We start from the raw sequence: 21,490 nt of genomic DNA, 5'->3' as shown, positions 1-21,490 counted from the left end.
ATCGGCATTATACCAACAATTTTTCGGATTAATTTATATTCATAAATGATATAAGATGAAAATTCTCGAACTGGAATTATTGACGGATAGCATTACTGAAACGGAGACGTTTTATAACGATGTTATTGGATTGCAAACTATATCAAAAGACAATTCGAGTATTTCATTTGTTGCGGGTGCCACAAAACTAACTTTTCGGTCTTCTGAGAATTTAAAACCAGTATATCATTTTGCTTTTGACGTACCAAATAATAAATTATTGGAAGCCTTTGCTTGGATAGAAAAGAAGACTGAAATTTTGGAGGTAATTCCACCGGAAAAAATCGCCGATTTCTATAATTGGAATGCCAAGTCTTTTTATTTCTATGACAATAATGGAAATATTTTAGAATTCATCGCGCGTTTCAGTTTGGATAATGCTTCGGAGAAACCATTTGATGGTTCATCAATTTTATCCGTTAGCGAGATAGGTTTTGTTACCAAAAATGTTTCCCAACTAAGTGATGAAATGTTTAATAAATACGGTCTTTCTGTATTTCCAAAACAACCCAAACTCAATAAATTCATTGTTTTAGGCACCGATACAGGGCTTTTTATCCTTGTGGAAGAAAATCGAGATTGGTATCCAACGCATAAAAAATCAAAATCATTCTATACCAAAGTAGTATTTGATAGTGATGGGGAAACGAGGAAAATTGAAATTTTAGATTGAAAAAACGATAGTTAAAAATGCTCATTTCTGGTGAGCATTTTTTTATGATAAAATAATTGTGGGACATTTTATTTTATAAAATAAATCCTATATTTGAACAGTTAAAAAAAATAAATTAGAAGTCCAAAAGCGCATTATTTTTTGGTTTTTTAGTATTAAATAGATAATAACCAAACGATTAATTAGTTGCTGTTTTATGGCGTTGCATGTGTTTATGAGTTGTGTGCTTATGTTAAAAAAAAGAAAGAGTATAAATGAAATCAAACAATAAAATTGTATTAATTACAGGAGCAAATTCCGGAATTGGAAACGCTTTAGCCGAAAAATTAATTGCTGAAAATTATTTTGTAATTGGAACTTCCAGAAATGGAAAAATTGAAAATATTAGTTCTGAAAACCTATTTGTAGTGGCATTAGATTTGACAAATCAAAGTTCGATTGAAAAATGCAAACTCAATAATTAGAAATAAATTCAAAGGAATTGACATTTTAGTCAATAATGCTGGAATTGCTCCAGATTTAGACAAAATAAAACCAGATTTTGAAAGTTTAAAATTAACTTTTGAAACGAATGTTTTTGGACTTGTAAACTTTACGGAAACCATATTGGATTTTGTTAACGAAAACGGAAAAATTTTAAATATTTCTTCAATTATGGCAACATTGAACCAAGTTTCTAAAATTGACTCCACTGCCTATAGAATGTCGAAATCGGCATTAAATATGTACACTAAAACTTTAGCGGCTAGATTAAACGATAAAAATATAAACGTAAATTCAATTCATCCAGGTTGGGTCCAAACAAAATTATCAACGGAGGGTGCGCCATTAACAACTGAATTTTCAGCAAATGGAATATTTAAGTTAATAGAAACCGAAATGGAAACCGGAACTTTTTGGAATGCAGAATTACAAGAAAAAATGGTGTGGTAGCAAACACAGCACACAACAATCCTATTATAAAATGGCGACAAAAATGCTGAATTTAAAGTTGGTTTTAGACTTGGAAAATAAGTGATGAATTTGAAGACTAGTCTTTGCATCCCGTCACTTTATAAATATGCTGGGATGTCAAACAGTCTAGAAACACCTTGCGGAGAATTACACCTTCGGCTCCTAATCTTTAAAAAGTCTCAAATAGTCTATTCTGGGAGGGCTTTTTTGATTATTAGACGAATTGAAGTCAATTGATGTTTTATTAATCGTACAAAAAAAAACTATTCAAAATGAATTTTACGAAAGAACTCTTATTTTTTTTTAGTGCATTAGGCGCATTCAATGGGCTAGTTTTAAGTTGTTATTTTTTCTTTTTTACCAAGAAAAAACACCTTTCTAATTATTTTCTAGGTATATTATTACTTGCATTAAGCATAAGAATCGGGAAGTCGGTTTTTATATTTTTCAAACCCGATTTACCAAGGATTTATTTGCAAATAGGGCTTTCTGCCTGCTTTCTTATTGGTCCGGCATTATTTTATTTTGTAAAATCATCTATGGAACAAGCCATAGTTATTCCAAACAAATGGAAATGGCACTTTGCTGTTTTAATGATCTTCATTTTACTCGTAGGAACAGCATTTCCGTATGAAACGTATCCGAAATATTGGAATCTTTATTTCGTGAAAATTATTTACCTGCAATGGTTTGTCTGTATCTTGGCAACGGGATTTCTACTCAAAACAATTCTTTATAAATTGTTTTCAAAAAGTAAAACAGCAAACAGCATTACTGTGTTCGAAAAATGGTTGCTGAGTATCTATGGCGGTAATATCATCGTTTTCACCTCTTATGTTTTAAGCTTAATGCCAATCAATTATCCAATTTACATTAGTGGTTCAATTGCCTATACGTTTATCCTGTACATCTTCATATTAAAGCTTTTATACAGAAAAAAAACAGAGGATCTATTTTCGCCTAGCCCAAATAAATATGGCACTAAAAAAGTAGATCATGACACAGCCAACATTTTGATTGAAAAATTGCATCAATTAATGGCTGAAAAAAAAATATACCAAAACGCCAATCTTACCTTGAGCGAATTGTCAAAAGAAATCAATATTTCTGTACATCAATTGTCCCAGCTTTTGAATGACAATATGGGTAAAAACTTTACCGCTTTTATCAACGAATACCGCATCAATGAAGCCTGCACTATTATGGTTTCAGAGAATAAACTAACATTGGAAGGCATAGGGTATGAAGTGGGTTTTAATTCCAAATCTACTTTCTTTGCTACTTTCAAGAAATTAAAAGGTACAACTCCAGCCATTTTTCTTCAAAATGCGACTAAGTAGTTCAAATATATAAATCCGTACAACTAATTGCTGATTCCTACCCCTTGAATTGATTTATGTTTTGCAATTTTACAGCTTTAATAATTAAACTAAAATTTTGAAAAGCATGAAAAAAATAACAATAGGTCTAATGGTTTTAGGCTGTAGCCTCTTTGCGAATGCGCAAAATCAAGAAAAAATACTTCTTGAAAAAACAATCCAAACCTATTTTGATGGGTGGATGACTGGCGACACTTTGAAACTGGGAAAAGCAATGCATTCCTCTTGCAATTTGAAAAACATTAAAGACAATAAAGTACTAATAATCGATAGAAAAAACTATTTAAGCAGATTTAAACTTCGCTCAAAATTAGCAAATTCGGAAGGTAGAATTATTGAAATTAATTTTACAGGCAACATTGCATCTGCAAAATGCGAAATAGAAACTCCCGAACGAATATTTACTGATTATTTCAATATGATGAAATTAAACGGAGAATGGTATATTGTAGATAAAATTTCTGCCAATATTCTTAAAACTAAATAAAACCAATCATATCCAATGAAATATCTATTCTTTTCGATTACCATACTTTTTTCACTTTCGGCTATAAACATACAGGCACAAACGGAACACAATAAAAAGGTTGACACCTATATTGCACAAGTTCAGAAACAATACAATATACCAGGTTTAGCATTAGCTATAATTAAGAATGGGCAAGTTATTCATAGAAAATATTATGGACTTGCAAATATAGAAATGGCAGTACCTGTAACAGACAAAACTTTATTCCCATTATTTTCCACAACAAAAGTAATGTCAGTAGTAGCGGTTCATCAATTAATTGAGCAAAATAAACTATCCCTAGATAATCGTATCTCCGATTTTTTAGATGATTTACCAAATAATTGGAGAAAAGTGCAAATAAAAAACCTCCTTACTCATTCATCGGGCTTACCAGATATTGTTAATTATACAAACGATAAAGAGGAAGATGCCAAACAGAAAGTATATAAGGATACAGTGAGATTTGCTGCAGGAAAACAATTCGACTATAATCAAACCAACTATTGGCTTTTAAACCGAATATTTCAAAAAGTAATTGGAAAAACTTTGAGTGAATATATAATTGCTACACAATTTCCAACTTCTTTAAAATCGGTTGTTTTTGAAGGTAATAATCTGAAAGTTGTTGAAAATTTAAGCTATGGTTATGTAAACACAGTAAACAGCAATCAGTTTTTTAAAAGAAATTGGAATTTTCCTGAATATGAATATGGAGCGGCTGCTCTAAATATGACATTGAATTCATTTGTTGAGTGGAATAAGAAATTCGACAATAACGAACTTATCTCAGAGAAAACGAAGACACAATTATTTTCTCCCTTCGATTATGAGGTAAAAAGAGATTTTACTCATGGCTTAGATTTAATAAAGTCAAATGGAGAATTATCTTATGGCTTTTCAGGTGGTGTATCAACGGCATATAGAAAATTTCCTGATAAAGGAACAACTATCATATTGTTAGCCAATGGAATGTTTATACCAACTGAAAAAATTGGAGGAATTAATGAAGTAGTCAATACTATTGAAAAATTGAGCAGAAAAAATTAAAAGATACAGCTCCGGCAATTTTTTTGCAAAATGCCACGTCAAACGCATTAAAATAAATTGAAGTTTAAACCGCATAGAAACATAGTGTTTATTCGTGTGAAAATAAATTTTGACGGTGATAAGAGTTCACAATAAAAAAAAAAGCATTGGCTTTTTTTCTATGTCACCTACATTTCGACTATTCGGAACAGATTTAAATCAAAAATAAATTAAATTCTATGTTTCTATGTGGTTCAATTTTTAATGCGTTTGACTTGGCAAAATGCGGCTAAATAGTTCAGATATATAAATCCGTACTACTGATTCCTGATTCCTACCCCTTGAATTGATTGATGTTTTGCAATTTCGCAGCATTATTAATTAAACTAAAATTTCGAAAAGTTTATGAAAAAAGTCATCTATTTTATCGCACTATTATTTTCGCCAAGTTGTTTATTGGCACAAACTGAAGAGGTATCAATTAAAAAATGTATTGAAAATTACATTGATGGTAGTTCTTACAACAAACCGGATAGCATCGAAAAGGCATTTTATTCCGAAGCCAATCTATTTTTAAGTCATAAAGACAAAGACCTATGGATTGTGCCTGTTAGCGAATATGCCAAATGGTTTAAGAAAGACAATCAGGGGCAGTTTAATGGTCGCATAGGCAGAATTATTTCAATTGATTTGTATAACAATATAGCTTTGGCTAAGGCAGAAATAGTAATACCTGACAAAAAAACAGAATATATTGATATGTTTTTACTCAAAAAAATTCAAGGCGAATGGAAAATAATCAGTAAATCCGCAAGTAGCTTAAATAGCAATAAATCAGGACAGCATATCCTATTCATTGTTTCTAATGCCCATTATTATGGTAAATCAACCATAGCAACAGGCAATAGTTTTTCTGAAATAGTAAACGCTTACCATACTTTTAAAACAGCAGGATACACCGTCGATTTTGTAAGTCCAGAAGGAGGAAGTATTCCATTAGCGTATATCAACACCTCCGACACTTTGCAAAAGCACTATTTATATGATCAAGATTTTATGTATGCCCTAAAAAACACTAAAAAACCAACAGAAATTGATTCAAAAAATTACAAAGCTGTTCATTACATTGGTGGTGGGTCTGCTATGTATGATGTACCTGAAAATGCAGCAATTCAAACTATTGTTTTAAAAGTATATGAAGAAAATAAGGGCATTATCTCTTCTGTTTGTCATGGAACCGCAGGAATTGTAAACTTAAAAACTAATGACGGCAATTATTTAGTGGCTGGGAAAAAAATTAGTGGTTACCCCGATTCATTCGAAAAACAAGATGGAGACTATTTTAAGTATTTTCCATTCTTAATTCAAAAGACAATTGAAGAAAGAGGAGGAGTTTTTAAGTTTTCTGCTCGTAACGCCTCCCATGTAGAAACGGACGGAAGAATCGTCACTGGACAAAACTTTCAATCGTCAAGCGGTGTAGCTTTAAAGATTATAGAATTAATAAATGGTGCGAAAAATGAGTAATGGTCTATAGCTATGCGAAACAAAAAGTATCTAATAATCCGTTGGGTGCAATTGATTTTTACCACATAGAAACATAGAAATTATAGTGTTTAAAAAGAGTTTGATAGATGTTTTACTTTTCACATAGTCAAACTATGCGAAAAATAGTGCTATTTTCTATTATTTCTTTAATTATAAGTTTTATTTCTATGTTTCTATGTGGTAAAAAGAAATGTTTTTCGAATTACACCCAACGGGTATAATAATCTGAAAGTAGTTGAAAATTTAAGCTATGGTTATGTAAATACAGTAAACCGTTTTTTTAAAAGGAATTGGAATTTTCCAGAATATGAATATGGAGCCGCAGCTCTAAATATGATTGAATTCATTTGTTGAGTGGAATAAGAAATTTGGCAATAACAAACACAACTCCAGCAATTTTTATTCAAAATGCGACTAAATAGTTCAGATATATAAATCCGTACTACTAATTCCTGATTCCTACCCCTTGAATGGATTGATGTTTTGCAATTTCGCGGCATTAAATGCTAACATCACAAATTCAAAACAAATGAAAAGAAAAGATTTATTAAAAGTCTTGCTAATTGGATTATCATTGATTTCACTACTTGGAAATGCTCAATCCATTAATACAATATCCGGAAGGGTTACAAATTCTAAAAATGAGGTTGCAAAGGATACTATCAAGATTGGCAAAAAAAACACAGTTGATCTGGATGAGGTAACAGTTGTGTCAAAAGTTCCTTTATTTAGGAATAAATCAAACGGGACTATGGAAGTGAATGTAGCCAATACTATCCTGGCTACAAGCACCTCTGTAACTGAAATTCTTTCTAAATCGCCTAATGTTATTGTTGCCGATAATGGAGTATCTGTTTTTGGAAAAGGGGAAGCTATAATTTATTTAAACGGTGTGCAAATAACTAATGAACGCTTAGCCTCTATAGCTGCCTCCCAAATAAAGAAAATAGAAATTATATCCAATCCATCTTCAAAATATGATGCCGAAGGGAAAGCAGTTATCAATATAATTACGGTTGCAAATTTTGAAGAAGGTTATAAAGGAACAGTCAATCAATATTATAGTGTTTCCGATTTTTCTGCTCCAAATGCAGCCACAAATGTCAATATAAATTATAAAAAAAGGAAAATATCATTAGTTGGAGGTTACGGTTTGTTGCTTGGAGAAACAAGGGAAATTTTAAATACAACCAGAAAAAGACCGCAAGAAATAGATAATTTTAAATCAAAATTAAAGACGGATTGGGAAAGAGAATATGAAAATTTCTCGAACTATACACTAGGAGGACAATATGATTTCAACGAAAAAAAATACATCTCAGTTGAATATAGTGGCTATTCTAATAATTTAGGAGGGACTACCAAAAGCGAAAACAGTATCACCTCTAATGCAACAAACGGTTTTTTTGAAAGTAAAATTGACAACGACGTTGTAACGTATAATAATTCAATTTCGGCAAACTACAATACAAAAATAGACAGTCTGGGCACTTCTTTATTTGTCGGAACGCAATACTCTGTTTTTGATTCAGAAACAGATGATTATATTAATGAAAATAATAGTGTGAACGGGGAAGAATCATTTAGGAATTTAAATAATAAAATCAATCATAAAATTAAAGTTTTTAGTACACAGACGGATTATACAAAAGCGTTTAGTAGTAAAAGTAAGCTTGATTTTGGGGCGAAATACAGTACCGTTGAAAATAAATCGAATTCTGATTTTTATGTTGCTGAAAACGGAAATCCATTTATTTGGGATGACCAGTTATCCAATAATTTTAAATATCAAGAGATGATTTCGGCCGCTTATATGAATTTTGGTGGAGAAATTAATGAAAAAACGAATTATGGTATCGGAATAAGAAGCGAGTTTACGAAATACCTGTTGAACACCATTATCCAAAAAAAGGAAGATTATATAGATTTTTTTCCGAGTGCCTATCTAAATGTGAAATTATCTGAAAAAACACAAATAAGAGCTTCTTACGCATCCAGAATAACCAGACCCAGATATCAAGCATTGAATCCCACGATTATTTATCAAGATGCATTTACATCCATCGAAGGGAATCCTGATTTAAAGCCTGAAAGAACGCATTCCTTTGAAATATCAACTTCATTGAATAAATATAATTTTAAAGTAGGGTATAATTATACCACAGACCCAATTTCGGGTGCGGCATTACAAGGAAGTAATCAAAATTCATATGTGTTAAAAACGTTAAATTTGAGTACATTGCATTCCTATTTTGCATCACTTTCTATTCCCTACAGTACTGATTGGTGGACATCTGTCAACACCATCAATGTGAGCTATGATGAATTTATATCCAATGATATAATTTTTAGTTTAAAAGAGAGTAAACCGCTTTATTATTTTTATTCCAGCAACCAATTCGACATTAAAAAAATAGTAAAAGTTCAGTTGTTAGGATGGTATTTGGGAGAAAAATATGATGGTCTTTTCTATCGAAAAAGTCGTTCATTACTTACTTTGGGAGTCGAAAAGAGTTTTTTCAATCAATCCTTAAAAGTGAAGCTCATGGCAAACGATATATTTCATAAAGACAAACCAGTCGGGAATTATGAAGTTGGTCAAACATTTGTTGAATATGGCAGAACACTTAACACAAACTATTATAGGCTTATACTAACGTACAATTTTGGGAAATTGAAAAAAGTGAACTACGGAAACACTTCATCAGGTCAATCTGAGAACGGTAGAGTGCAATAAATAGATACTCCATCAACAAATTTGATGTGCAAAAAATTGAAACAAAACCTAAAACTACCTATAATACAAACCTAAAAGAATTTGGTTCTCAGTTGATGTAACTTTTCAAAGAAATAAGGTGTTGTAACCGCTGTGAATAGTAAAAATTTCGGCGTTACAAATGGGAATTTTAACAGGCTAAAATAACTGGTAGCAATAGCTGTTTGTAATGCTTTTTTTCGAATTTAAATAGAAAGATATAATCACAAAAACAAACAAACCTCATTTGAGTAATTTTAAATGAGGTTTGTTTTTAAGTTGAAGTTAGGATAAAAATTATTTCACGAAAATACAACGGTTTTATTACTAAAAACCATTGTCTTACGTTCGGAATGCAGTTTTATGGCTCTTGCCAAAACAATACGTTCCAAATCCCTGCCTTTCATAATAAAATCCTCAATGGAATTAATATGCGAAACACGGGTAATATCCTGCTCAATAATTGGACCTTCATCCAACTCTTGCGTAACATAATGACTGGTGGCACCAATAATTTTCACGCCTCTTTTGAAAGCCGAATGATACGGTTTTGCTCCCGGGAAAGCCGGTAAAAAGGAATGATGAATGTTGATGATTTTATTTTCATACAACGCAATCAAATTTGGAGTGATGATTTGCATGTAACGCGCCAGTACAATAAAGTCAATTCCGTATTTTTTAAGCAATTCAATTTGCTGTTGTTCTCCTTCTGCTTTGTTTTCTTTGGTAAAAGGAATATAATGAAACGGAATATTGAAGCGTTCCGCAATAGATCTTAAATCCTCGTGATTGCTCACAATCAATGGAATTTCCACATTCAATTCCCCAGCACTGTAACGACCCAAAACATCAAATAAACAATGGTCGTATTTAGATACAAACAATGCCATTCTTGGTTTTTGATCTTTAGTATAAATCTCCCATGACATATTGAAATCTTGGACAATCGTTTGATGAAAATCATTTTGTATCGATGCTAAACCTATTTCTTTATTGGTCAATTCACATTCTAATCGCATAAAAAACTCATTCTGTTCTACATCAACATGTTGGTCAATATAAACAATATTGCCTTCTATTTTTAATATAAAATTGGTCACTGCGGCAATGATTCCTTTTTGGTCTTCACAATGAATGAGTATGGTTATTTTTTGCATTTTAAGGTTGGTGTTTTTGGGTAATAATACTATTTCATCATTAATATTAGTGGAGTGTTTTTGTTTCAATTGCCGTTGGTTTTAACCAACGGAATGGAATGTAAAAAAAGCCTATTGGCTTTAGCCAAAATTATAGTGCTAATTTTGGCTAAAGCCAATGATTCTGGAAATTTTATATCCCGTTGGTTAAAACCAACGGCAATTTATCTCAGCTGTATTCCTGCAAATTGTTTGCTTTTCAAATCAAATATATCACAGTAATTTTAAACTGTTGATAATAATAATCTATCTATTGTCCTGCATCGCAAAAACCTTTTGCAATAAAACAGAAGTTCTGGCACTCAAATTTGTTCTGATATTTTTTTCTTCAACGGCAACCATCTTGAAAACGCCATTCAACGCTTGATTGGTTACGTAGTCAGTCAAATCGGGATTCACTTTATTTACTAAAGGAATGCTGTTGTATTTTGTAATAATGTTGGTCCAAACTTTATCTGCACCCACTTTAGTAAACGAATTTTTAATCACAGGATTAAATTTTCCGTACAATGCAGTCGAAGTACTGTTTTGTAAATATGTAGTAGCCGAACTTTCATTTCCCATCAAAATCGTTTTGGCATCCATAAATGTCATGTTTCTAACGGCGTCAACAAATATCGGAGTTGCTTCCTTCACCGCATCTTCGGCAGCACGATTCAATACTTTCAACCCTTCGTCAGCCAAAGAACTCAATCCAATTCTTCTCAAACCGGCATCAACTTTTCGCAATTCTTCCGGCAATAAAATTTTTACGGCTTCATTTCTGTAAAAACCATCTACTGCGGTCAATTTCGTTACCTGTTTCGAAATCCCATTATTCAGCGCTTCCTTCAATCCGCCGGCAATATCAACACCGCCAATTCCTTGCGTTTGTGGAAATTGATTCATAACTTGTTGCATTTCGGCACAACTGGAAAGCGAAACCGCCATCATTACCATTAAAATTTTTTTCATCGTAAATTGTTTTTATTAGTTCAAAAATACTATTTATTCAAAAACAAAGCCAACTATTCTTTAGGAGCACAAATTTTAGTTTTATTAATCAGCATTTGTCCCGCTTCCCGATAACTATCGGGACGCTGTATCCTCGCTGAAAAAGCAAGGGATGCCACTTCCATCGGGGCTAAATAACAAAATTATTTCTTATTTATTAACAACCGGCAGCAACATCAAATAATTTTTAAAATAAAATCGTAAATTGCAGGCTTAAATTATCATATTCATAAAATGGAACAACAAAAACCATATATCCCTAACAATAAAGTAAGAATTGTCACCGCAGCAGCTCTTTTTGACGGTCACGATGCAGCGATAAATATCATGCGTAGAATTATTCAATCTACCGGTGTTGAGGTAATCCATTTAGGTCACGACCGTAGCGTTGAAGAAGTAGTCAATACAGCGATACAAGAAGATGCCAATGCGATTGCAATAACTTCTTATCAAGGCGGACATAACGAATATTTCAAATACATGTATGACTTGCTTCAGGAAAAAGGAGCAGGACAAATCAAAATATTTGGTGGAGGAGGAGGTGTGATTCTACCTTCTGAAATTGCTGAATTGCAAGCCTACGGAATCACCAGAATTTATGCTCCGGATGATGGACGTGCCATGGGATTACAAGGAATGATAAATGATTTAGTGCAACAATCTGATTATGCTATCGGAGATAAATTGGATGGGGAATTAAGTCAACTAGAAGATAAAACCCCAACCGCTATTGCGCGTTTAATTTCGGCAGCCGAAAATTTCCCCGAAATAGCAAAACCAGTTTTTGATGAAATTCACAAAAAGAATGAAACCTCAAAAATACCAGTTCTTGGAATTACGGGTACTGGTGGTGCAGGAAAATCATCATTGGTAGATGAGTTGGTTCGTCGTTTCTTAATTGATTTTCCAGAAAAAACCATCGGATTAATTTCTGTAGATCCATCCAAACGTAAAACGGGCGGTGCATTGCTGGGAGATAGAATCCGTATGAATGCCATTAACAACCCTAGAGTTTATATGCGTTCTTTGGCAACACGCCAATCAAATTTGGCTTTGTCAAAATACGTAGCCGAAGCAATTCAAGTTTTAAAAGCCGCAAAATACGACATCATTATCCTTGAAACTTCGGGAATTGGGCAATCCGATACAGAAATCATGGATCATTCTGATGTTTCTTTATACGTAATGACCCCGGAATTTGGTGCCGCAACACAATTGGAAAAAATCGATATGCTTGATTTTGCCGATTTAGTGGCATTGAATAAATTCGACAAACGCGGTGCACTCGATGCGATTCGTGATGTAAAAAAACAATACCAACGCAACCACAATCTTTGGGATGTAAATCCAGATGAAATGCCGGTTTTTGGAACTATCGCATCCCAGTTCAACGATCCGGGAATGAATACGTTGTACAAATCGATAATGGATAAAATCGTGGAGAAAACGAATTCTGATTTGAAATCAACCTTTCAAATCACTCGCGAAATGAGCGAGAAGATTTTCGTTATTCCACCGCACAGAACGCGTTACTTGTCTGAAATTGCCGAAAGTAACCGTAAATATGATGTTACGGCGGTAAGCCAAGAGCAAGTGGCCCAGAAACTATACGGAATTTTCAAAACGATTGAAACAGTAGCTAAAAAAATCCCTGAGTTAAACAAAGCAGGAATTAATGACGATTCGGTTTTGCCAACTGCTTTAGAATCTGAAAAACCGGGTGCAGCTGAGGACAAAATCTTTTTGAACCTTTTACTGAATCAATTCGATAAAGTAAAAATGGATTTGGATCCTTACAATTGGGAAATCATTTTGACTTGGAACGAAAAAGTAAACAAGTACAAGAATCCAGTTTACACGTTTAAAGTTCGTGACAGGGAAATAAAAATGGCTACGCATACGGAGTCCCTTTCACATTCTCAAATTCCAAAAATTGCATTACCAAAGTACAAAGCTTGGGGTGATATTTTACGTTGGTGTTTACAGGAAAACGTTCCTGGAGAATTTCCTTTTACCGCAGGTTTATATCCTTTCAAACGTGAAGGAGAAGATCCTTCCCGAATGTTTGCCGGTGAGGGCGGACCGGAAAGAACCAACAAGCGTTTTCATTATGTGAGTGCAGGATTACCTGCAAAACGATTGTCAACTGCTTTTGACAGTGTGACTTTATACGGGAATGATCCACATGTACGTCCTGATATTTATGGAAAAATTGGTAATGCCGGAGTTTCAATTTGTTGTTTGGATGATGCCAAAAAATTATATTCCGGTTTCGATTTGGTTCACGCCATGACTTCGGTGAGTATGACTATTAATGGACCAGCACCCATGTTATTAGGCTTTTTCATGAATGCAGCCATTGACCAACAATGTGAATTTTACATTAAGGATAACGGTATTGAAAAAGAAGTTGAAGCAAAAATCAACAAAATATATGCAGCAAAAGGAGTTGAAAGACCACATTACCAAGGCGATTTACCAGAAGGAAACAATGGTTTAGGTTTGATGCTTTTGGGTGTTACAGGAGATCAGGTTTTACCTTTAGATGTTTATAATGAAATCAAAGCAAGAACGTTATCTCAAGTTCGTGGAACCGTTCAAGCAGATATTCTTAAAGAAGACCAAGCACAAAATACCTGTATTTTCTCTACTGAATTTGCACTTAGATTGATGGGCGACGTACAGGAATATTTCATTACCAAGAATGTAAGAAACTTTTATTCGGTTTCTATTTCGGGCTATCACATTGCCGAAGCAGGAGCAAATCCTATCACGCAATTGGCTTTCACGCTTTCTAATGGTTTCACTTACGTGGAATATTATTTGAGTCGTGGTATGAATATCAATGATTTTGGACCCAACTTATCGTTCTTCTTTTCGAATGGTGTAGATCCGGAATATGCCGTTATTGGTCGTGTAGCACGTAAAATTTGGGCGAAAGCCATGAAAAACAAATACGGTGCTAACGAACGTGCGCAAATGTTGAAATACCACATTCAAACTTCCGGACGTTCTTTGCACGCTCAAGAAATTGATTTCAATGATATTCGTACGACTTTACAAGCTTTGTATGCTATTTATGACAACTGTAATTCCTTGCATACCAATGCGTATGACGAAGCAATTACCACACCTACAGAAGAATCCGTACGTCGTGCGATGGCGATTCAGTTGATTATCAATAAAGAATTAGGTCTGGCTAAAAACGAAAATCCAATTCAAGGTGCTTTCATCATCGAAGAACTAACGGATTTAGTGGAAGCTGCGGTTTTGCAGGAATTCGACCGAATCACCGAACGTGGTGGCGTTCTTGGTGCCATGGAAACGATGTACCAACGAAGTAAAATTCAGGAAGAAAGTTTGTATTATGAGACTTTGAAACATACAGGTGAATTCCCAATTATTGGTGTGAATACGTTCTTGAGTTCTAAAGGTTCACCAACAGTGATTCCAGCCGAAGTAATTCGTGCTACCGAAGAAGAAAAACAATACCAAATTGATATGTTGAACCATTTACACCAGTCCAATCAGAATTTAGTGAATGAGCATTTAAATACGCTTCAGGAAGCGGCCATTAAAAACGAAAACTTATTCGAACATTTAATGGAAGCGACGAAAGTTTGTTCTTTGGGACAAATTACTTCGGCTTTATTTGAAGTGGGTGGACAGTACAGAAGGAATATGTAAACTACATTTATAGTAATAGATTTTATAAAAGACCTTTCAATGATGAGAGGTCTTTTTTGTTTGCTGAAATTTTAATTATTATTATTATTATTATTATTATTGCTAATACCATTTAGTTTTTGAAATCACGGTATTAATTTTTTATCAATTACCGCTTTAAAATTCGGCAATTCATCTGAGCTGTTTGATTATAATTTACTTACTTAAGTAACTAATAGTAGCAATAATTTTTGCCACAGATTTTAAGGATTTATCCAATAAATCTAATTCACTTTTTCTTTAATCTGTGGAAATCCTTTAAATCTGTGGTGAAAAAAGTAAAGTTAGTCCATAAAGCAGACAGTCATATAAAACTATTTGTATTGTTTGATTTTTAAAATAGAAAAGATTGAGAAGGTATAGTTTTAAAAGCCAATGCGTTTTTAATTGAATTGTTTTTTGCAAAATTGTAAAGAGAATTTATTACAAAAACACATCGATGTGGGATTAAGATGTTGTGAATGAATAAATTGATTTTGTAAAGTGTATTAGGTTTTGTAAACGATCAAACTAGTGTTTTTGAAAAGATGTATATTTACTTTTCAATCACAAAAAAACTTTCAAATGAAAAAACTTCAAATTTTATTTTTCTTTTTTCTTCTGGGTCATACCGTATTCTCTTATGGTGCAAAAGCCGATACGTTGCAAATTCCGAGTACAGCTATGAATAAAACCTACAAAGCTGCGGTAGTATTGCCAAGTTCTTATGCCAAAAGTAAAGCTTCCTATCCTGTTCTTTATCTGTTGCATGGTGCTTATGGTCATTTTAATGATTGGTTGTCTAAAACTCCGGATAAGAATTTATTACACAATTTAGCAGACCAGTATAATATCATAATTGTAATGCCGGAAGGAGAAACATTTAGTTTTTATCTTGATAGTCCTGTTAATAAAGGAAGTCAGTTTGAGACTTATATTACAAAAGAAGTAATTCAGAAAGTAGATACTACCTATCGAACAATAGATGACAGAAAAGGACGCGTAATTACGGGACTTTCTATGGGAGGCCACGGGGCGTTGTATCTTTCGACAAAACATCCCGAGTTATTTTGTGCGGCTGGCAGTATGAGTGGAGCCGTTGATATGGGCAGCATGATTAATCCGGAATCTAAGGAAAGAGTTACTAAATTAATGGAACCTGTCTTTGGAATTGAAGGAGCGTCGCAGGAAGTGTATGCTTCGAATGCGGTTTTAAATATGGTAGATAAAATAAAAAATAATAAACTGGAATTGATTATAGATTGTGGTGTCGATGATTTTTTAATTGAATCCAATAGGGAATTACACAGAAGACTCGTTTATAATACAGTTTCTCATGATTATACGGAACGTCCAGGTGCACATACTTGGGAATATTGGGAAAATGCGTTGCCTTCTCATGTATTATTTTTTAGCAAAATTTTAAGAAACAACACTGTTGCCGTAAAATAGAAATTAAAATTAAATTGTGATTTTTAACACAAAAGGCCTTTCAGCAATGAAGGGCCTTTTTTTATTGTCATTTTTTAAATTACTGTAGCGTTTTAAGAATAAAAATCAATGTTTTAAAGCCCTTATAAAGTTTCTGAAACCTTAAAACAGGAATCATTTTTAAGACTTTACGATTAGGAATATTTTAATACAATGTAGGGTAAAAAAATCGACATTAATAATCCATGTGTTAAAGAGTTTTATTGTTTTTTAACATTATTTTTTTATTAACAAAATTTAAATAATAAGACACTTAATTAATTGATTATCAATTAGTTAACCAGTAGTTTAGTATTAATGTTTTATAGCTGTAAACCTTTTCTTAGCGAATAGTGTCTCTTGTCGGTAATAATAGAATGTTGTCTTGTTTAAGGTTATTTTTTTTTCTTTTTTTGATTCAATACTTAACTTTGATTCAGTTAAAGGTTATATGATTTAAGTTTTTTTTATAAAGTAACTTTCTGGTTAACAAAAGATTTTTTTGTTTCCCCACAATAAAACTATCCTTTGGATGATGGAGTACTTCATAAATTATTTTTTTGAAGATGTTCGTTTTACTGCAAGTTTTCTCCCCAAGTCTGAAAACTTTTGTTTCATACCTATTTTATTAATTTCGATGCTAATTGTTTATAGATTAGAGTTTGTAAGGTTGCTTTTTTAAGCGATTATTAGGTTAATAAATAGAATTCAGTATTGTTCCCCGCAATAGAATGTCTTTTTGATGATGGAGTACTTCATAAATGTGTTTATGAAGGTGTTTCGTTTTCTGCAAGTTTTCTCCCCAAGTCTGAAAACTTTTGTTTCATCCTATTTTTTTAATTTCAATGCTAATTGTTTTAGATTAGAGTTTTATGGTTGCTTTTTAAGCGGCTATATGGTTATTAAAAGAATTTAGTTATAGTTTACTTCTATAAAATATTCTTTTGATGATAGTAAACTTCAGAATTCTTTTGAAGGGTGTTATTTGGGTAAATGAAAGAATATAATTATGGCTCTAGCCATAAAATATTCTTTTGCTGATTGAAAACTTCAGAATTCTTCTGAGGGGTGTTTTGTTATTTCCTTTTAGTGTTTTACCTCGATCTGTATCTGCAGACATACCTTGCCTAAATAACAATGGTATCAGATACATACGAGATTAAAAAACACATTCTATTTTCTGTATCCCTGTTTCTACTGTCCTACTTTTTAATTAATGCTGTGGTTTTGAAACTTTAAAATAATTATTATGAAAAAACATGTTTTATTAAATTTTTTAGTGTTTTTCAGTAATCGGGATAATGTCTTGATTACGGATGAAAATGGATTTAAAATGGGTTTAAGTCGAGTGAATTATTCACTGACTAACACAAGTAATTTTGTCGAGGAAACTTCTAAGAATAAAAATGTTATTTCAAGTATGTTTTTACTTGTTATGCTTTTTCTTTTTACAAGCTTTCTGTATGCTCAACAACCTTCCTGTAATCTGTCAGGTTCGTTAAGGGGGTATTTTGATTCTGGAGGAGGCAGCATAATAAGCATCAATTCAGATGTTTTTAACTCTGGCCCTAACACTGCTTATTCTTGGAAAATTGATAAAAACGTACCTGAGGCTACTATAGTTTCAGGTGAGGGCACGTCAAGTATTCAGGTGAAAGCAGGTGCTAAAGGAGGAAGCTTTACCATAAAGCTTACCGTCACAAATCCTGGTTTAAATGGAGGTTTAAGTGAATCTTGCACCTGCACTAAATCAGTTACCGTAAGTCGAAATTTAAATTATAAATGATAAAAAATTACATTATGGAAATTTCAAACAAAATTGAAGAATTGGGTGACTGTTGCAAAAGATCCGGTCATTCAAATAAAAAAAAGAATAATAAATTGGGATACTTTTCGATGGTGCTGTTTTTACTGATGACAACAGTTCAGATGGTTTATGCGCAAGTTCCTACTATTACAGGTTTTTCGCCGGCTTCTGCCAAAACGGGAGCAACGGTTACCATTACAGGAACCAATTTTACGGGTGCTACATCAGTTAAATTTGGGACAGTAGAGGCCACTTCATTTACCGTTGTGAATTCCAGTACTATAACAGCTATAGTGTCTTCATCAGGTGAGAGCGGTAGGATTTTTGTAACTACTGCTGCAGGAACTGCTGAAATCAATAATTTTGTATTTTTACCACCACCATCATGTAACATAGTGGGTCCCCTTAAAGCGTGTTTTGGTACAAATCTTACGTTTACAGTCGAAATTGCAAATAGTGGTTATGATGCAAATTCAACACCTCTTGTTCCTGAGCTTATCTTAACATTCCCTCCGGGGCCGGATAACACTACAAATGGAGCAATGATTATATCTAATACTCTTTTTGCTTATAATCCTGCAACAAATTCAGGAACTATAACAGCAGTATTATTTCCGGGAACAACCCCAGGGAAAATTCTGGGTCTTTTACGTGTTAATGCTCCGGGAGGTAGTTCTGAATGTAGTGCCTCTATCGTAATAACAGATGTAGATGTAACAACATCATTTCTTCCTATTACATGTTTTGGAGGTACTACTAATCTTGTAGTTAATGCAACTTCAAGTGGTAGTTCGTTTTTTAAATATACCCTGCATCGTGTTGGGTTTCCTGATGTAGTTATAGATTTCACGCCATTCACAACGGTTAGCTTTCCAAATCTTGTAGCTGGTGACTATACAGTTACTGTAGAGGGTAATGACCTAGGATGTAAAGATGAAACAAATCTTACGATACAAGGGCCTCCTTCAAATCCGGTACTATTTAATTGCCCAACAGCTGTTACTGAAGCGGCTTGTCAGACACAAGATCAAATTAATACAAAATTTAATGCCTGGCTTGCAACTTTTAGTACAAGTGGTGGCACTAACCCTGTATTAACAAGGAATCCTGTAACTCCTTTAGCACCAAATAAATGTGGAGGATCTACGACCGTTACATGGACAGTAACCAGTGATTGCGAAGCAACTACGACTTGCACAAGAACCTTTACGGTAACACCCGATTTAGTCGCACCAGTAATCACTGCTACAGGAACACCAACAAACGGTACTCTGGGCTGTAATCCAACAGCAGCTGCTATTACTGCAGCGCTTGGAACAGCGACAGCAACCGATAATTGTGGTTCTGTAAGTCCGACATTTACAGATGGATCTGTGGTTATCACCGGATGTCTACGTTCACAAACCAGAACCTGGAATGTAACTGATGCCTGTGGCAACGCAGCAGCACCAGTTTCCCGTACAGCAACCTGGACTGTGGATGCAATCGCACCAGTTATCACTGCTACAGGAACACCAACCAACGGTACTCTGGGCTGTAATCCAACAGCGGATGCCATTAGTGCAGCGCTTGGAACAGCAACAGCAACCGATAATTGTGGTTCTGTAAGTCCGACCTTTACAGATGGATCTGTGGTTATCACCGGATGTTTACGTTCACAAACCAGAACCTGGAATGTAACTGATGCCTGTGGCAACGCAGCAGCACCAGTTTCGCGTACAGCAACCTGGACTGTGGATGCAATCGCACCAGTAATCACTGCTACAGGAACACCTACAAACGGTACTCTGGGCTGTAATCCAACAGCGGATGCCATTAGTGCAGCGCTTGGAACAGCAACAGCAACCGATAATTGTGGTTCTGTAAGTCCGACATTTACAGATGGATCTGTGGTTATCACCGGATGTCTACGTTCACAAACCAGAACCTGGAATGTAACTGATGCCTGTGGCAACGCAGCAGCACCAGTTTCCCGTACAGCAACTTGGACTGTGGATGCAATCGCACCAGTAATCACTGCTACAGGAACACCAACAAACGGTACTCTGGGCTGTAATCCAACAGCGGATGCCATTAGTGCAGCGCTTGGAACAGCAACAGCAACCGATAATTGTGGTTCAGTAAGTCCGACCTTTACAGATGGATCTGTGGTTATCACCGGATGTCTACGTTCACAAACCAGAACCTGGAATGTAACTGATGCCTGTGGCAACGCAGCAGCACCAGTTTCCCGTACAGCAACCTGGACTGTGGATACAATCGCACCAGTAATCACTGCTACAGGAACACCTACAAACGGTACTCTGGGCTGTAATCCAACAGCAGCTGCTATTACTGCAGCGCTTGGAACAGCGACAGCAACCGATAATTGTGGTTCTGTAAGTCCGACCTTTACAGATGGAACAGTGGTTATCACCGGTTGTTTACGTTCACAAACCAGAACCTGGAATGTAACTGATGCCTGTGGCAACGCAGCAGCACCAGTTTCGCGTACAGCAACCTGGACTGTGGATGCAATCGCACCAGTTATCACTGCTACAGGAACACCAACCAACGGTACTCTGGGCTGTAATCCAACAGCGGATGCCATTAGTGCAGCGCTTGGAACAGCGACAGCAACCGATAATTGTGGTTCTGTAAGTCCGACCTTTACAGATGGATCTGTGGTTATCACCGGATGTCTACGTTCACAAACCAGAACCTGGAATGTAACTGATGCCTGTGGCAACGCAGCAGCACCAGTTTCGCGTACAGCAACCTGGACTGTGGATGCAATCGCACCAGTAATCACTGCTACAGGAACACCTACAAACGGTACTCTGGGCTGTAATCCAACAGCGGATGCCATTAGTGCAGCGCTTGGAACAGCGACAGCAACCGATAATTGTGGTTCTGTAAGTCCGACATTTACAGATGGATCAGTGGTTATCACCGGATGTCTACGTTCACAAACCAGAACCTGGAATGTAACAGATGCCTGTGGCAACGCAGCAGCACCAGTTTCCCGTACAGCAACCTGGACAGTGGATACAATCGCACCAATAATCACTGCTACAGGAACACCTACAAACGGTACTCTGGGCTGTAATCCAACAGCAGCTGCTATTACTGCAGCGCTTGGAACAGCGACAGCAACCGATAATTGTGGTTCTGTAAGTCCGACCTTTACAGATGGATCTGTGGTTATCACCGGATGTCTACGTTCACAAACCAGAACCTGGAATGTAACTGATGCCTGTGGCAACGCAGCAGCACCAGTTTCGCGTACAGCAACCTGGACTGTGGATACAATCGCACCAGTAATCACTGCTACAGGAACACCTACAAACGGTACTCTGGGCTGTAATCCAACAGCAGCTGCTATTACTGCAGCGCTTGGAACAGCGACAGCAACCGATAATTGTGGTTCTGTAAGTCCGACCTTTACAGATGGA

14 protein-coding genes and 1 pseudogene are annotated in these 21,490 nt (G+C 34.9%); 13 read left to right on the top strand and 2 right to left on the bottom strand.

Annotated features, from left to right (window positions below; all coding sequences use genetic code 11):
* Positions 1–55 precede the first annotated feature (55 nt).
* The 8 genes from ACNQGX_RS16960 to ACNQGX_RS16925 all read left to right on the top strand — a co-directional run bounded on the left by ACNQGX_RS16960 (position 56) and on the right by ACNQGX_RS16925 (position 8,867).
* A complete protein-coding gene (locus tag ACNQGX_RS16960; protein ID WP_417978235.1) occupies positions 56–712 on the top strand; it encodes a VOC family protein in 657 nt (218 codons plus the stop codon).
* Positions 713–966: 254 nt separating this feature from the next.
* Positions 967–1,176 carry an SDR family NAD(P)-dependent oxidoreductase gene (locus tag ACNQGX_RS16955; RefSeq protein WP_417978233.1) on the top strand — a complete coding sequence of 70 codons (210 nt, stop codon included), beginning with the start codon at positions 967–969 and terminating at the stop codon, positions 1,174–1,176.
* On the top strand, positions 1,151–1,645 hold the full coding sequence (locus ACNQGX_RS16950; protein ID WP_417978232.1) for an SDR family NAD(P)-dependent oxidoreductase: 495 nt from the start codon (positions 1,151–1,153) through the stop codon (positions 1,643–1,645). Before ACNQGX_RS16955 ends, ACNQGX_RS16950 begins: the two co-directional genes overlap by 26 nt.
* 293 nt (positions 1,646–1,938) lie before the next feature.
* Positions 1,939–3,006 (top strand): helix-turn-helix domain-containing protein, encoded by a 1,068-nt coding sequence (locus ACNQGX_RS16945; protein ID WP_417978229.1) that lies wholly within the window; start codon positions 1,939–1,941, stop codon positions 3,004–3,006.
* A gap of 106 nt (positions 3,007–3,112) precedes the next feature.
* Positions 3,113–3,532 (top strand): nuclear transport factor 2 family protein, encoded by a 420-nt coding sequence (locus tag ACNQGX_RS16940; RefSeq protein ID WP_417978227.1) that lies wholly within the window; start codon positions 3,113–3,115, stop codon positions 3,530–3,532.
* A gap of 15 nt (positions 3,533–3,547) precedes the next feature.
* Positions 3,548–4,603, top strand: a complete 1,056-nt coding sequence (locus ACNQGX_RS16935; RefSeq protein WP_417978225.1) for a serine hydrolase domain-containing protein — start codon at positions 3,548–3,550, stop codon at positions 4,601–4,603.
* Between the two features lie 384 nt (positions 4,604–4,987).
* Complete coding sequence (locus ACNQGX_RS16930; RefSeq protein WP_417978223.1) at positions 4,988–6,109, top strand: nuclear transport factor 2 family protein; 1,122 nt, start codon at positions 4,988–4,990, stop codon at positions 6,107–6,109.
* Positions 6,110–6,659: 550 nt separating this feature from the next.
* Complete coding sequence (locus ACNQGX_RS16925) at positions 6,660–8,867, top strand: TonB-dependent receptor domain-containing protein (protein WP_417978221.1); 2,208 nt, start codon at positions 6,660–6,662, stop codon at positions 8,865–8,867.
* A gap of 320 nt (positions 8,868–9,187) precedes the next feature.
* On the opposite strand, the gene purU is transcribed toward ACNQGX_RS16925, so the two are convergent.
* The gene (gene purU, locus ACNQGX_RS16920) at positions 9,188–10,042 is read right to left on the bottom strand and encodes a formyltetrahydrofolate deformylase (RefSeq protein WP_417978263.1); all 855 of its coding nucleotides are present in this window, start codon (positions 10,040–10,042) and stop codon (positions 9,188–9,190) included.
* Positions 10,043–10,135: 93 nt separating this feature from the next.
* Here purU and ACNQGX_RS16915 point away from each other — a divergent pair, with 93 nt between their 5' ends.
* A complete protein-coding gene (locus tag ACNQGX_RS16915; RefSeq protein WP_417978219.1) occupies positions 10,136–10,303 on the top strand; it encodes a hypothetical protein in 168 nt (55 codons plus the stop codon).
* 24 nt (positions 10,304–10,327) lie between these two features.
* On the opposite strand, the gene ACNQGX_RS16910 is transcribed toward ACNQGX_RS16915, so the two are convergent.
* Entirely contained in the window at positions 10,328–11,035 is a 708-nt protein-coding gene (locus ACNQGX_RS16910; RefSeq protein ID WP_417978217.1) for a DUF4197 domain-containing protein, read from the bottom strand.
* A gap of 273 nt (positions 11,036–11,308) precedes the next feature.
* Between ACNQGX_RS16910 and ACNQGX_RS16905 the strand changes: the two genes are divergently transcribed.
* From ACNQGX_RS16905 to ACNQGX_RS16890, 4 genes and pseudogenes are all read left to right on the top strand, one after another.
* Positions 11,309–14,761, top strand: coding sequence for a methylmalonyl-CoA mutase family protein (locus ACNQGX_RS16905; protein WP_417978216.1), 3,453 nt, complete (start codon positions 11,309–11,311; stop codon positions 14,759–14,761).
* A gap of 603 nt (positions 14,762–15,364) precedes the next feature.
* A complete protein-coding gene (locus tag ACNQGX_RS16900; RefSeq protein WP_417978214.1) occupies positions 15,365–16,231 on the top strand; it encodes an alpha/beta hydrolase in 867 nt (288 codons plus the stop codon).
* A 1,267-nt stretch (positions 16,232–17,498) separates the two neighbouring features.
* Complete coding sequence (locus ACNQGX_RS16895; RefSeq protein ID WP_417978212.1) at positions 17,499–18,035, top strand: hypothetical protein; 537 nt, start codon at positions 17,499–17,501, stop codon at positions 18,033–18,035.
* A 14-nt stretch (positions 18,036–18,049) separates the two neighbouring features.
* A pseudogene (locus tag ACNQGX_RS16890) lies at positions 18,050–21,490 on the top strand (hypothetical protein); the annotation flags it as partial.

Source organism: Flavobacterium glycogeni, assembly GCF_048286775.1.
Classification (GTDB): domain Bacteria; phylum Bacteroidota; class Bacteroidia; order Flavobacteriales; family Flavobacteriaceae; genus Flavobacterium.
This window is presented reverse-complemented; position numbering and strand designations above follow the sequence as displayed.